This is a genomic window from Citrobacter sp. wls619, from assembly GCF_005281345.1.
Taxonomy (GTDB): Bacteria; Pseudomonadota; Gammaproteobacteria; order Enterobacterales; family Enterobacteriaceae; genus Citrobacter.
Genome location: NZ_SZXJ01000103.1, coordinates 36,331 through 50,559 on the forward strand (window position 1 = coordinate 36,331; position 14,229 = coordinate 50,559).

The 14,229-nt window shown below is 54.5% G+C and carries 15 protein-coding genes; 1 reads left to right on the forward strand and 14 read right to left on the reverse strand.

Annotated features, from left to right (window positions below; genetic code table 11):
- Nucleotides 1-2: 2 nt before the first annotated feature.
- From eutG to FDX19_RS24530, 14 genes are all read right to left on the reverse strand, one after another.
- Nucleotides 3-1,190, reverse strand: coding sequence for an ethanolamine utilization ethanol dehydrogenase EutG (gene eutG / locus FDX19_RS24465; RefSeq protein WP_137384741.1), 1,188 nt, complete (start codon nt 1,188-1,190; stop codon nt 3-5).
- Complete coding sequence (eutJ, locus tag FDX19_RS24470; protein WP_137384742.1) at nt 1,180-2,019, reverse strand: ethanolamine utilization protein EutJ; 840 nt, start codon at nt 2,017-2,019, stop codon at nt 1,180-1,182. The genes eutG and eutJ overlap by 11 nt, the downstream gene beginning before the upstream one ends.
- Before the next feature lie 32 nt (nt 2,020-2,051).
- Nucleotides 2,052-3,455: an aldehyde dehydrogenase family protein gene (locus FDX19_RS24475; protein WP_137384743.1), complete on the reverse strand. Its 1,404-nt coding sequence runs from the start codon at nt 3,453-3,455 to the stop codon at nt 2,052-2,054.
- Between the two features lie 11 nt (nt 3,456-3,466).
- Nucleotides 3,467-3,754 (reverse strand): ethanolamine utilization microcompartment protein EutN, encoded by a 288-nt coding sequence (eutN, locus tag FDX19_RS24480; protein ID WP_137384744.1) that lies wholly within the window; start codon nt 3,752-3,754, stop codon nt 3,467-3,469.
- Nucleotides 3,755-3,864: 110 nt separating this feature from the next.
- Nucleotides 3,865-4,158, reverse strand: a complete 294-nt coding sequence (gene eutM, locus FDX19_RS24485; RefSeq protein WP_003835054.1) for an ethanolamine utilization microcompartment protein EutM — start codon at nt 4,156-4,158, stop codon at nt 3,865-3,867.
- A gap of 36 nt (nt 4,159-4,194) precedes the next feature.
- The gene (gene pta, locus FDX19_RS24490) at nt 4,195-5,211 is read right to left on the reverse strand and encodes a phosphate acetyltransferase (protein ID WP_137384745.1); all 1,017 of its coding nucleotides are present in this window, start codon (nt 5,209-5,211) and stop codon (nt 4,195-4,197) included.
- Nucleotides 5,208-6,011 (reverse strand): ethanolamine utilization cob(I)yrinic acid a,c-diamide adenosyltransferase EutT, encoded by an 804-nt coding sequence (gene eutT / locus FDX19_RS24495; RefSeq protein WP_137384746.1) that lies wholly within the window; start codon nt 6,009-6,011, stop codon nt 5,208-5,210. The genes pta and eutT overlap by 4 nt, the downstream gene beginning before the upstream one ends.
- 9 nt (nt 6,012-6,020) lie before the next feature.
- A complete protein-coding gene (gene eutQ / locus FDX19_RS24500) occupies nt 6,021-6,728 on the reverse strand; it encodes an ethanolamine utilization acetate kinase EutQ (protein ID WP_137384747.1) in 708 nt (235 codons plus the stop codon).
- Nucleotides 6,706-7,185: an ethanolamine utilization acetate kinase EutP gene (eutP, locus tag FDX19_RS24505; protein WP_016153958.1), complete on the reverse strand. Its 480-nt coding sequence runs from the start codon at nt 7,183-7,185 to the stop codon at nt 6,706-6,708. Before eutP ends, eutQ begins: the two co-directional genes overlap by 23 nt.
- Nucleotides 7,186-7,197: 12 nt before the next feature.
- Nucleotides 7,198-7,533 (reverse strand): ethanolamine utilization microcompartment protein EutS, encoded by a 336-nt coding sequence (gene eutS / locus FDX19_RS24510; protein ID WP_137384748.1) that lies wholly within the window; start codon nt 7,531-7,533, stop codon nt 7,198-7,200.
- 223 nt (nt 7,534-7,756) lie between these two features.
- Nucleotides 7,757-9,211 (reverse strand): MdtP family multidrug efflux transporter outer membrane subunit, encoded by a 1,455-nt coding sequence (locus tag FDX19_RS24515; RefSeq protein WP_137384749.1) that lies wholly within the window; start codon nt 9,209-9,211, stop codon nt 7,757-7,759.
- Nucleotides 9,208-11,256, reverse strand: a complete 2,049-nt coding sequence (mdtO, locus tag FDX19_RS24520) for a multidrug efflux transporter permease subunit MdtO (RefSeq protein ID WP_137384750.1) — start codon at nt 11,254-11,256, stop codon at nt 9,208-9,210. Before mdtO ends, FDX19_RS24515 begins: the two co-directional genes overlap by 4 nt.
- Nucleotides 11,256-12,287: a multidrug transporter subunit MdtN gene (gene mdtN / locus FDX19_RS24525; protein WP_137384751.1), complete on the reverse strand. Its 1,032-nt coding sequence runs from the start codon at nt 12,285-12,287 to the stop codon at nt 11,256-11,258. The genes mdtO and mdtN overlap by 1 nt, the downstream gene beginning before the upstream one ends.
- 19 nt (nt 12,288-12,306) lie before the next feature.
- Nucleotides 12,307-12,582: a YtcA family lipoprotein gene (locus tag FDX19_RS24530; protein WP_137384752.1), complete on the reverse strand. Its 276-nt coding sequence runs from the start codon at nt 12,580-12,582 to the stop codon at nt 12,307-12,309.
- Between the two features lie 402 nt (nt 12,583-12,984).
- Between FDX19_RS24530 and FDX19_RS24535 the strand changes: the two genes are divergently transcribed.
- Nucleotides 12,985-14,226 carry an anaerobic sulfatase maturase gene (locus FDX19_RS24535; RefSeq protein WP_137384753.1) on the forward strand — a complete coding sequence of 414 codons (1,242 nt, stop codon included), beginning with the start codon at nt 12,985-12,987 and terminating at the stop codon, nt 14,224-14,226.
- Nucleotides 14,227-14,229 lie beyond the last annotated feature (3 nt).

The window sequence follows — 14,229 nt, forward strand, 5'->3', positions numbered from 1 at the left end:
CATTACCCAGCAGCCGCGTACAGGTCGATAATCTGTGCCTGTGTGGCGGTGCGAGGGTTACTGCGAATACAAATATCCTCCAGCGCGGCGTGAGCCCATGCGCTGTAATGCTCGGGCTTTGCCCCAACGTCAGAGAGTCGTTTGGTCTGGCCCACCTCGTTAATCAGATCGCTAACCGCGCTGATGGCGTCACGATCGTCCGATTTCTTATTGGTTAATGCCCGCCCGATATGGCTGAAGCGTTCGCGACACACCATGCGGTTAAACCCCATTACCGTGGGCAGCAGCATGGCATTAGCCTGTCCGTGCGGAATGTGCAGCGTCGCCCCCGGCTGGTGCGCCATTGCGTGGCATAAGCCCAGCCCGGCACTGGAAAACGCCATTCCGGCCATACAGGAGGCCAGTAACATGCTTTCGCGTGCCGCCAAATCCTGACCGTAGCCGACGGCCTTCGGCAGCGATTTGCCGATCATCGCAATCGCACCAATCGCCAGGCTGTCGGTAAAAGGCGTCGCGTTCAGCGCGCTGTAGGCTTCCACTGCATGGGTCAGCGCATCAATTCCGGTCATTGCTGTCACGTGCGCGGGCACACCTTCCGTCAGCGCGGCATCCAGAATTGCCACATCCGGCATCAGGGTTGCATGCGCCAGCACTTTCTTCAGCCCGGTTGCGGCATCAATAATCACCGTGACGTTGGTGGTTTCTGAGCCTGTTCCGGCGGTAGTCGGTACAGCAATCAGTGGCAACCGTGGACGTAACACGCTGCGTTCGTCCATGTCAGCCAGCGTCTGGGTCGGGTTGGTCACCAGCAGAGCGACCGCTTTGGCCGCATCCAGTACGGAACCGCCGCCAAAGGCCACGACGCCGTCGCACTTCGATTCACGCAGTTGCGCTACCGCCGCGCAGACGTCCGTAATGCACGGTTCGCCCACCGGGCACGGCCACAACGTCATCGCCACACCTTTCATCGCCAGACTGCGTTCCAGTGCGGCGGTCATCCCTGCCTGATGCAGGAAGCTGTCAACCATGACGAACATATGCGTCAGTCCGCGCGTTTGTGCTTCCTGTCCGCAGGTACTGAGCGCTCCCAGTCCACATAACGTAACCGGTGGAACGCTAAACGTTTTTACGCGTTGCAGATTCAGGGTATCGAATGCCTGAAAGAGCGCGGTCTGCAATTCAGCTTGCATAGATTCCTTCCGCTTTTTCTTTTCCGCTATTTGCAATCGCCAGCGGGGTCATAAACAGGCTGTGTTGGGGTAAATGCACCTGCAGTTCCGGAAAACGCTTGCGGAACAGTTCATCAACACCCGGCTGCATGCAGGAACCACCGGCCAGCCATAAATCGGTAACTCCCTGTCCTGCAATATGGTGAGCTACGATTTCCGCCATCTTTTCGTAGACCGGCTTCACCACCGGCCAAATTTCTTTACCGTTGCTGCGCTTGTACTGCTCTGCTTCTTCGAGCTGAATACGACGATTCCCGGCCAGCGTCAGAGAAATGTGGTGCCCACCGGTCGCTTCATCGGCGGAATAAGTCACTTTGCCCTGCTTAACAATGGCAATCCCGGTGGTGCCGCCACCGATATCCACCACGCCAGCGTTATCGAGTTGCAACAGGTCCGCCACCGCGGTCGGCTCGTCTAACACATGACTCACTTCAAGCCCGGCGGATTCCAGCACGTTGATGGAGATACGTGGGTCGGTTCCCGGTGGGAATGAGGTCGCCGCATGGGTAAAACGGCAACCTAACTGTTGTTCGAGCGTATCGAGATGGCGACGAACAATGGTCACCGCACCAAAGAAATCCCAAACGATGCCATCGCGCACAACATCAGCCCAGTCCAGACAGACCGCAACCGGCTGCCCATCGCTGTCGACAACCATCGACACCACATCACATGTCCCCAAATCAACGCCCAGCCACAGCGGTGATTCGCTCACGGCAGGCGTCTGGTTACATAGCGTTGCCGCTTTTTGCAGTCGGGGTGTGAGCCAACGTTGCTCGTCGTGCGCCATCTCTTTCTCCCTATAGCCTGATGGGCTAACTGTTATACGATGCGAAATGCATCCACCAACACACAGCGACGCAGACGCACAAACGTGCGCGCACTGGTCACCCCTTCCCCGGTTGGCGTGGTAATGGTCATCGTGGTCCAGCCTTCGCCGCCGAGTCCCAGGCCAGCAATACACGGCCCGTTCTTGACGAAAATGCTGGTATCAATGGCGTTAGCCATGCGGTTCATATTGTCGATGTTGCGTGAGTGCATTGCCGCCGTGTGGTGGCAACCGCCTTCAAGCACGACGGCCAGATCAATGGCCTCATCAACGTTGGCAACCCGCACCACCGGCAGTACCGGCATCATCAGTTCGGTGACAGCGAATGGATGCGTGGCCGGGGTTTCGACAAATAGCAACCGGGTTTGATCCGGTACGTTCAGGCCAATCGCCGCAGCGATTTTTCCGGCGTCACGCCCGACCCAGTCACGGCTGACCGTACCTTTGCCGCGCTCATCAACATTTTTCAGCAGCACCGGTTGCAGCTGTTCTGCCTGAGCCGTCGTCAGTTTGACCGCATGCTGGCTTTCCATCAGACGCATCAGCTCATCAGCAACGCTATCCACGACGATCAGGACTTTTTCATCGGCGCAGATGATGTTGTTATCAAACGATGCGCCTTTGACGATGGACTGTGCCGCACGTACCAGATCGGCCGTTTCATCAACCACCACCGGTGGATTACCCGCACCGGCGGCAATCAGACGTTTGTTGGTGTGCTTACGTGCCGATTCCACTACCGCTTCGCCGCCGGTTACCACCAGCAGGCCGATGCCAGGGTACTTGAACAGACGCTGAGCGGTTTCGATATCCGGGTTGGCAACGGTAACCAGCAGATTCGCCGGGCCACCCGCAGCAACCACCGCCTGGTTGAGCAAAGTGATGGCGCGCTGAGAAACACGCTTCGCCGCCGGGTGCGGGGCAAAGACCACGCTGTTGCCCGCGGCAATCAGGCTGATGGCGTTGTTAATGACGGTTGCCGCCGGGTTGGTGGACGGTGTCACCGAAGCCACCACGCCCCACGGCGCGTTTTCAATCAAGGTCAGGCCGTTATCGCCGGTCAGAACCTGTGGAGACAGGCATTCCACACCCGGAGTGCCACGAGCCTGAGCCACGTTTTTGGCAAATTTATCTTCAACGCGTCCCATGCCGGTTTCACTAACGGCAAGTTCCGCTAATTCTCTGGCGTATTTTTCGCCCGCTTCACGAATAGCGTGAATGGCCAGTTGGCGCATAGCGACGCTTTTCAGCCCCTGCTGGGCCAGTTTTGCGGCCGCCACTGCGTCATCCAGGGAGGCAAAAACGCCCATTTCTTGAACGGCACTGACGGGCTGGCTGCTGTCTTTCATTTTCAGCAGTACCGCTTTCACGACCTGTTCAATATCCTGTTGATTCATGATTTTCTGCCTTATTTATGGAAGATCACCTGACCACCTGCCACCACTTCATCGACAATGCCAATCACGCACAAATCGACAGGCGATGATTCGTTATGGTGCGCCTGACGGGCTGAGCTTCCGCTGACCAGCAGCACCCACTCTCCGTTTCCCGCCCCGATGCTGTCGATCGCAACAGCACACTGCCCGTCAGGATTTCCCTGGGCATCAATCATTTCCACCATCAGCAACTTATCGTGCGCGAGTCCCTGATGGCGTACGGTACAAACGATTTGTCCTGTGACGATTGCCAGTTTCATACCCGCCTCCGTGGCATATTTCAGGTAAAAGCTCCCCCTACCCTCCGCAGAAGGTAATGTGAAAAGGAGAGAGGGTGACGCCAGCAATGATGTGGCGTCACATGGACGACTTACATGTCGTTGCTGTCGCCTTTAAAGCTGATCGGGAACACTTCTTCCAGATCGCCGTGCGGACGCGGGATCACGTGTACAGAAACCAGCTCGCCAATACGCTGTGCAGCCGCAGCACCTGCGTCCGTTGCCGCTTTACATGCCGCTACGTCACCACGGACCATGGCAGTAACCAGACCGCCACCGATCTGCTTCACGCCAACCAGTTTCACGCGTGCTGCTTTAACCATTGCGTCAGAAGCCTCAATCAGTGCAACCAGGCCCCGGGTTTCAATCATTCCTAATGCTTCCATTGTGTTTTCCTCTCATTAAGGGGTCCAGAACGGGACCTAAACAACCAGTGTGTGCGAGGCGTTTTCACGACTCACGTCAGTCTGGCGCGGCACTGCTGCCACCAACGCCAGTTCGATAATTTCCTGTACGCTACAGCCGCGAGAAAGGTCATGAAGCGGTGCGGCAAGTCCTTGAATCAACGGACCGACGGCACGATACCCTCCCAGGCGCTGAGCGATTTTGTAACCAATGTTGCCTGCCTCCAGTGACGGGAAGACCATCACATTGGCATTGCCGTGTAGCGGACTGGCAGGCGCTTTTTGCGCGGCGACATCCGGTACAAAAGCGGCATCAAACTGCAGTTCACCATCAACGATAAGCTGCGGTGCGCGTTCACGAACGATGTCCGTCGCCTGCTGCACGTTGGCAACGTTGGGATGACGCGCGCTGCCATTACTTGAAAAGGACAGCATGGCGACACGCGGTTCTTCTCCGGTAATGGCCTGCCAGGTCTGCGCGCTGGCAATCGCAATATCCGCCAGTTGTGCAGCAGTTGGCTGCGGCACCACGCTGCAATCGGCAAACCCTAATGACGGCCCGAGGTACTGCGGCAGCATCAGGAAAATCGACGACAGCGTTTTGCATCCCGGCTGTAGCCCAATGATGCGTAGCCCTGCACGCAGCACATTCGCGGTTGATGACAGGTTGCCGGCAATACAAACATCGGCTTTACCTGCGCTGACCATCGCGGCGGCGAACATTAGCGGATCGTTAAGTTTCTCAAGTGCATCTGGCGGCGTTTTCTCTCCCGCACGAGCCAGCCAACGCAGCGCAAATTCCTCTCGCATCGGCTGATTGCTTTGTGGGTCGATCACCTGAATACCGTCCATTGCCACGCGATGGCTGAGGGCAAACTGGCGCAGCGCGAACGGGCTGGCGACGAGAATGGGATGCGCCAGGCCGTGCTGATGCAGGTAGTTCGCGGCTTTCAACACCCGAACATCCAGCGCATCCGGGAACACCACCCGAGCGGGTGCGCGCTGAGCGAGTTGGCGAGCACGTTCAATGATCATTGCTTCTCCCCCAGTCGCTGTTGGATTTGGCTGATGCTCAGCGGATGCTTCGCCACGCTCAGAATCATCATCACGTAGACCGTACTGGAAAGGCGGTTGAGCGCCTGCATGATGTCCGGTCGCAATACTTCAAAACTGCGGGTGATAAACACCTGCGCCGCCACGGTTTCCGTTTCCCGGACTTTGGTACGCAGCAGATTAAGCAGCGCAGAATCGCGTCCGTGGCTGGCCTCAGGCACCAGATGATCGTGATCCAGATAGCGCAATGGCTGATGCGACAGGCGGTGCAAGTCTTCATCACTTAAACCGACGATAGCTTGTGCTGCCAGAGGCTCGTCCATAGCGTCGGCGCGCATGATGTTGCCCAAACGTGAGCGGATATCCGCCAGCCATGGCTGCCACGGCTCCGCCAGTTCAATCTGCAGCCACACCGCCAGACCAATGGTGCTGTCCAGCGCCGCACGAAATCCCAGTCGCGGATCGCTTTTGGCGACCATCTTGTCTGCCGTCAGATGCGTTAGCGTGTCAGGCTTCTTCATCACCGGTTGATGACACAGTTCGCAACTGGCCTGTGGATGCGTATCGCTACTGGTTAAACCATGCACCGGCTGCGGCTGCTGTTCTTCGTCATCGATAAACAGACTGCCCTGCTCGTCGATAAACTTAATGCGCAGATGTCGGCTTTCCAGTAATTCCCGGGCAGACGGCGTCAGGCGAGCATCAGCGGGGAGGTGAATTTCAGCCCCTTCGCTGAGCGTATGATTCGCTCTGAGCCATGCTTCGGTAATGAAATCCTTCATACATCCGCCTTAGCAGGACTGCCAGTTCGCAGGCCAGGCCACATACAGGAATTTCACGGTCGATGGCGTGCCAAATTCGATGCTGGAACCTTTCGGGATAAACATCACATCCCCGGCTTTCGCAATCATGGTTTCGCCTTCATGACGAACGTGCAGTTCGCCTTCCAGAATCATGTCGATTTCGTCGTAGTTCAGCGTCCATGGGAAAAAAGCGTTATCCCACTGCATGAAACCGGCGGCCATGCTGCTGCCGTCCTGGTCAGTCACTAAGTCGGTTAAGCCAACACAGTGCGGTTGAGCGCCGTCAAAACGACCAAACTTCACGCTGCTGCCGTCAATGACTTTCACGCCGCCTTTGCCGGTAACCGAGTTAAAGCTCGGCTGCATTCCGCCCTGCTCCAGCGACTGCTTCTCCTTCATGACTTTATCCATCAGCTGCGCGACCAGGCTTTCGGTGAACTGCCCTTCCGGCAGTTGCGCGATGATGGTTTCGCGAATGCGCTGACTTTCCGATTTGCCATCATCCGCTGGAGCGGCTGCCGCGGCAGTTGCTGCAACTGGCGCTGATTCGTCGCATTCAGTGATAGTGACGCCCAGCAGCTCCGCGACCTCGCGAGCCTCCGGGGTGATGATGCTGGCGCGCAGAACAACCGACAATTCCTGTTCGCCGCGTGCGTGGGCCGCACGAATATCGTTAGCTGTGATGAGTTTTTTCACCTGCCCTTTCCTCCTTTTGGCTGAGCTCAGTCAGATAATCCACCAGGTGCTGCACGCTGCGCGGGTCATGGCTATTGAGTTCAAAAATTGGCTCCTGAAACCCTATCCCGCGAAGTAGTTGTCGCGTTGCGGCGACGTCGGCATCCGGCATGTCCGTTTTGCTGATAACGGCGATTTGTCGTTTACTGGCGCCGATATCCAACAGCCCGGCAGGTAAGCGACTTTCTTTATCATTTGCCGCGTGTATATAAATCAACGTATCAACATCTTGCAGCGTAGTAATTAAGGCGTGATACCAGCGCGGATGGCTAAAATATTCTCCGGGTGTATCGATATCACCGTTTTCATTAAACTCCACGGCCTGCGTTTTTCTGGCGAGGGAATAATTTCCCTGGAGCGCATTAAAAAGCGTTGTTTTCCCCGCCCCGACCGTACCGACAAACGCAATACGTTTCATCGCCGCCTCTGATTAACTTTTTGTCAGGTTGCACAAAGTGAAATTTAATACCCGACCCAGGCCGCTAACGGTCTGCAATAATGCTTCCTCGACCGCCCCAACAGAGCCGTAGATCACCAGCGCACCGCTGAATCTATCGAGAAAACCGATATGTACATCCGCGGCCTTCATAGCCAAATCACCGGCAATCATCGCGGTTTCGCCCGGCGTCAGCGTCATGATGCCGATAGCACCCGCTTCGGGAACGCCGATCTTTTTCGCCAGTTCTTCGCCAGGGTGCGCAATGAGATGCGCCAGCGTGACCTGTTTCCCCGGCACAAATTCCTGAATGATGCGTTCTTTTTCCATTGCTCACCGCCTCCGCTAAAACTGTCCTCATCGTGGCAATTTTTTGTCAGAGTAAATAACAAAATTCGGCAACCAGGTTTAAAAGGTGAGGTAGATCACTAAGAAAATAAAATAAAAATAAGGGTTAAAAATCAGGATGAGGTGATTTATTAATGCAGGAAGAGTGCGCGTATAAAAAATGCCGAGTGAAGGGCTTCACGCGGCATCATCACGACTTTTCAAACTATTCTTTTGTCACTGCTGGAGCCTGGTAACCGCCCCCCAGCGATTTCATTAGCTGAATATTTTGAATAACCCGCTGGGTGTCCAGGATGAGTAGCGATATCTCTTCCGCCAGAACGGGAAGCCGGGCTTCGGTTGCCTGTAAGCGGCTTCCCAGACCACGTTGAAAGGCGGCTTCAGCGGCAGCCTGGGTATAGCGCATCGCCTCAACCCGGTCCAGTTGCATTCCTCGTTCTTCATTCAGCGTCTGCAAACGCGTACCGTTGATCGCAACATCGCGCACGGCGTCGAGTACCTGTTGATTATAGCGTTCAATCATCATGTTACTGGCGGCCCGGGTGTGCTGCAGGTTGGCATTGAGACGCCCGCCATCGAACAACGGCAGGCGCAAGCCAGGAATGAAGTTAATCTGCTTGCTGGTACTTTTAAACAGCTGGTCGAGATGAATTGCATCCAGGCCAAAAAACGCTTTGATATCGAAACTCGGATAGAACAGCGCGCGAGCGGCATCCACCTGGCTTAACGATGCCTGCACGTACCAGCGCATCGCCTGTAAATCAGGACGTCTGGCGAGCAATTCATACGATAGCGTTGCTGGAAGACCGGTTTGTATCTGCGGCAAAGCAATCGGCTTGATATCAGGAAAATCGCTGGCACCGATCAGCGCCCGCAGCGACTCCCGAGTTTCTTTGATTTGCCCTTTTACCGCCGCAATCTGTTTGTCCACTGCCAGCATCTGCGCTTTTGCACCGTGGTACGGCACCTTCGCTTCCAGCCCGTGGGCGACTTTGCTTTGGTGAGCTTTCACGGCGAAATCAATAACGTCACGAGTTTGTTGCAGCAGGTCAAGCATCTGATAGCTAGCCTGCATACTGTAATAAAGCTGCGCTACGCCAGCGCTGAGAGACAGTTCAACCGCCGCCGTCTCAGCAAGTGCAGCATTTTGCGCGCCGATGGCCGCCGCAACCGCTGAACGATGCACGCCCCACAGATCAAGATCCAGACCGGCAAACAATCCTACCGTCGCTTCAGTGTAGTAAGGGCCATCCATACCGAGCTTTGGCGCATCCATCGCATAAGGGCTAAGGAAGCCGTTGGCCGAAACCCGTTGCCGGTTGACCATCCCTAATGCAGCAATCTGGAGCCGCGATCCGGCCTCTAACAGGTCGGCCTGCGATTGTGCCTGCTCTTCGCGCAGTTTCGCCTCAGCCAGCGTATGCGAGCCGGAAAGCGTACGCTGAATAAGTTTGTCCAGTTGTGGATCGTTGAACTGACGCCACCATTGCGCCTGCGGCCACCCCTGGCTGGCGAGATGAATGTCATCAGCCAGTTTGATTTGATCGGGCTGAATGGACTGATGCTGGGCGGAATCTTTACGTATCAGCGCACAACCAGCGAGCGCTGTGGTGCCGGCAAGAATGCCACAAAGTAGTAATCGTGGAAGGTTACTGGTCATAGTTGAGAGACTCCTTGCACCGGCTCTCTGGCTGGCGATTGATCCGTGTGGGTCCAGTCGGGTAAACGGATCATCTGCTGCATGACGCATTGCTCCTGTTTGTCTGACCCGGATAATTTTTCCAAAGAGGAGGATGAGAGCGCGATATCAGGAGGTGAACTCGTGCCGCTCGTCAGGCCCTGCGCGTATTTTTCTAACGCATCGGCAAAACGGGCCGCTCTCGCCTGCTGCGCTTCGTCGTCCAGCATCTCGGTATGCTCCCAGGTTGTTTCCCAGGCATAAAGAATTTCTCGCCCCTGGTGAATAACCTGCTGGCCGTAATTAACCAGCCTGGTACGCTCATCGGCATCCAGATGACGCTCTAATGCCACTCGCTCGCAGATTTCCTCGCAGCTGCTGATTGTGGCCAGAAAACCAATACGCAGTTGCAAATAGTTGCGCTGAGCTACCGCATCCTGTGGGCGCGGAATACGCATAAGCTTACTGAGTATCCCCAGCGCGTCCGCCAGCTTTTTCGGCAGCGCGCCCGCTTCGCTTTCGGGCCAGATGAAGGTGTAGACAACGGCTGAAACCGCAGTACCAATCAGGATCCCGATGGCACGATCGCGTACTTCAACCAGGTCGTAGATCGGCCCGAATGTGTTCTCAAGCGTTGCCAGTGCGAAAGTGACGACCATCTGCGTACCGATGTAGGACGAGCGTTCCGAGCCTGTGGCGATCCACGCGCCAAGCAGAAATACCGGTGTCAGAACACACAATAATTCAACGATACCGTCTAGCCAGGGCATGATAAAAATCGTCACCAGCAGCGCTAAAATTGCGCCACATAGCGCACCGCCAAAGCGCAACACCATTTTCTGATACGACGAAGCAATACTGGCATTCGCCACAATGATACAGGTCAGCATACAGGTGTGGATGCCTTCCCAATCGACGCCGGAATAAAAGACATAGCAAATCAGGCATGCCAGCAGCGTTTTCAGGGCATAGCGGATATAGACCGGGTTGGTAAACGCATCAGCAGCCATTGACGGCGGCTTCACTGCCGGGGTTGGCGGTGCGTCGGGATCCATATGCCCTTGCTGTAACAACATCTGACAGAGCGTTTGCAGACCACACGCCTGCGCGACGGCACTCTCGTCAGCGCTGAGATGCCATTCGCTACGCCAAGGTTCACCCTGAGCAATCGCATTTTGCAGCCCGGCAATTTCACCGCGCAGCTTACTGATTAACTCGCCAGTTGGCGGGTCGCTGGGTATGGCCGAAATATCAAAGCGGTTAAGCGTGGCATATATCCAGGTCACCGTTGCGACACATGTCTGCCACCAGGCGCTTCTTGCGCGCCAGTCGGCATCATCAGCCATGCAAAACACGTTAAGCTTTTGCAGAGCCAGCGCTTCTTTCTCAATATTTTTTTCTGCCAGAGGCACAACGGACGACGTCAAATGGCTAACTGCATCATCCAGCCTCTCGCAAAGCGCCGTGCGCATCTGCTGAACCGCCCGGCTGGGAAACCACAAAACGCCGGTCAGCACCATCAGCAAGGTGGGATAGAGGCCAACCACGATACACCACAGCGTTAAACGCAGTACGATATCCGGATAATCGAGCATCCCCGGAAAGGTTTGGCCATATACCGCCACAATGGCAACGGCGAAAAAGACCAATCCCAGGCGATGGGTGCGCATCATAAACATGCTTCCCAACACAATCAGGCTGGCAATGCCCATGCGTAATAACGGATAGCTGTAGGTCCATTTGTAGATCAGCAGCAGGCTGCAAATCTCAAGCACGGTGGCGACCACAAACAGAATCGCCACAAATTTGGTATAGAAGGCGTTGGACTGAATACCGTAAAACAGCACCGCCAGCGATATTGCCAGGAATGGGATTTCAAAGGTCATTGAAACCAGCACTACCACCAGGCAATTCACCCATAGCAGCATCGTCTGATGGGCCCGCCCCGGACGCCGTTCGCTTAGCTCTTCATGAAAAAAAGCCAGCAGTCGGATCCATGACATCGGTAAACAATTGAGGGCGCGCATTATTGCGGCTCGAGCGTTGCGACAGCCGAAGCGCCAATACGAAACATCTCTGCGTCCGGCTTATCCACCCTAATTTTCACCGGAAAACGCTGCGCCACACGGACCCAGTTAATTGAGCGGGATACGTGCGGTAATCCTCCCAGCACAATGCCGCCATCATCAGGCAGCACCCCGTAGCCAATCGAATCCACTTTTCCCTGGAAGGTTCTGCCTGAATCGCTCATCAAATGAAGAGTCGCGGGAACGCCCGGGCGAATATTCTTTAAGTCCGTCTCGCGAAAATTAGCGATGACATACCACTGGCGTGTGTCGATCAGGGTAAATACGGGTTTCATTGCTGAAGCAAACTGGCCGACGGACGTTTTCAGAGAAACAATCCGTCCATCAAAAGGTGCGCGAACAATCGTCATATCCAGATAGAGCTTAGTCAGGGCGATATCAGCCTGTACAACCTCCCGTTGGGCCACCAGCGCATCAACGCCGCTCACGGCGCTGGCCGCCTGCTGCGCCTGGAGTAAAATAGCATTAAGATCGGCCGCAGCGGCCCGCTGTGCCGTTCTGGCGCGGTCAACATCTTCCACAGAGACAAAACCTTCCGATAACAGAGGTTCAGTACGGCGCAATGTATCGCCCGCCTGTTTTGCCGCGGCGCGCGCTTTCGCAACTGCCGCCTGAACGGAATCGGCACCGTATTTTTGTGCATCAACGCTGCGCTGGGTCAGCATAATCTGCTTATCTAGCGCGGCAAGCGCGGCTTCCGCCTTCGCCAGATTGGCTTGATACTGGCGCGGATCGATGCGGAAAAGCAGATCCCCCTGCTTGACCGGCTGGTTATCTTTTACCGCCAGCTCGACAATGCGCCCACTGACTTCGGGTACAACGTCAATGGTATCCGCAGCGGCATAGGCATCACTTGTTGATGGCGAACTGTCCACTCGCCAGATAACAAACACCAACACAACCAGCGTCAGTAGTACCAGAACCAAGGCTGGTATTTTTTTACCCGGCGATTTTTTCAGTGAACTTTCCATGAGGGTATCTCAACATGAATTAAAAAAACACCAGCCAGAACAGCATGGAGTAGAGGACAAAAAGGCTGGTATACACAATAGAGGGAAATCCCGGCCGTATATTTCTGTAAGTAATAAATCGCCGGGTGAGCAATGTCAGAAGAACGCCCATAATAATGCAAAATAGCCAACCAGGATAATATGCGCCGATAACGGGAATCGCGGGCGACAGGGTACATCCGGTTAATAATATCGCTGGCGTAAGCCAGAAAACTTTTTCAATTTGCGTCACAATACGGGATTTGAATTTTTGCATAATGAAATACATCCTGTTTATTGCGAACAATATCCTGAGTGAATGTAAAATATCTTAAGAAGGTAAAGGTATCGCTACCCATTACTAATAGTAAACTCTTTTATCAACTCACCGCATTCATAACTTATATTTACCATCTATCATCCAATAAAATACATTCAATAACCGAATAATTAAACGCTTTAAGCCCTTACAGCCGACTTCTCTTCTTATGATATTACCGCGCTATAGTGCTATAATGGGAAATATCAGCGTGTATTATTCTGAATTTACGCCCCGGCTTCAATAAATTATCAGGTGATATGGTTGAATGCTATTACTACCTATAGACGCATTGCCTGCCGCCCCTCTGAGTAAGGTGTCGCAGAGCATCGGAAAATAGTTTTTAAGGGTCAGCGTAATATGTCTCAAAATATATCAACCCGAGCTTTTCATGCTATGGCGAAACCTGGCGGGTCGGACTGCAACCTGAACTGCGCTTACTGCTTCTATCTCGAAAAACACGCGTTATATGACGATGTTTCACAACCTCGTATGAATGGTACGATGCTGGAGCATTATGTCCGCGATTATATCGCCTCAAGCGATCCAAAATCAGAGGTGGCATTCACCTGGCAAGGTGGGGAGCCGACGCTACTGGGACTGGATTTTTACCGTCGCGCTGTCGCTCTTCAGACCCAATACGGTGCCGGACGGCAGATCAGCAATAGTTTTCAAACCAACGGCGTGCTGTTAGATGATGAGTGGTGCGAGTTTTTTGTACGCCATAACTTCCTGATTGGCTTATCGCTGGACGGGCCGGAGGACATTCATAACGAATACCGCCTGACTAAGGGTGGCCGTCCGACGCACAAGCTCGTGATGCGTGCTTTAGCGCGGCTTCAGCAGCATGGCGTGCAGTATAACGTGCTGGCCTGCGTGAATCACCATAGCGCCCGGCAGCCGGAGAAAGTGTACGAATCTCTCGTCGCCAGCGGTATTGAGTTTATTCAGTTTATCCCCGTCGTCGAGCGTCTGGCCGACGCATCAGCACAGCAGTCCAGCCTGACGCTACGTTCGCCCGGCGAAGCCTCCGGGACGCTAACATCATGGTCGGTACAACCTGAAGACTATGGTACATTTCTTTGTCACGTTTTTGACCGCTGGGTTAAGCGTGACGTAGGTAAAGTTTACGTCATGAACATTGAGTGGGCATTCGCCAGCTTCGTCGGCATGCCCGGCGCGGTCTGCCATCACCAGCCTACCTGCGGGCGTTCCGTGGTTGTCGAGCATAATGGCGACGTTTATGCCTGCGATCATTACGTCTACCCGCAATATCATTTAGGCAATATCTGCGAGCAAACCTTTGCAGCAATGCTGGACTCAGCAAAACAGGTTGATTTCGGTAAAGATAAATACACCACGCTGCCCAATCAGTGCCGTCAGTGTTCGGTACTAAAAGCCTGCTGGGGCGGATGTCCAAAGCATCGTTTTGCGTTAACGGAAGAGGGCAAACCGGGATTGAATTATTTGTGTGCCGGGTTTCGCCGCTATTTCCAGCATTTACCGCCATATCTGAAGGCGATGACCGATCTGATGGCGATGGGCCGCCCGGTCAGCGATATTATGCATGCCCATTTACACCATCGCAGAAAAGAAAAATAGAAT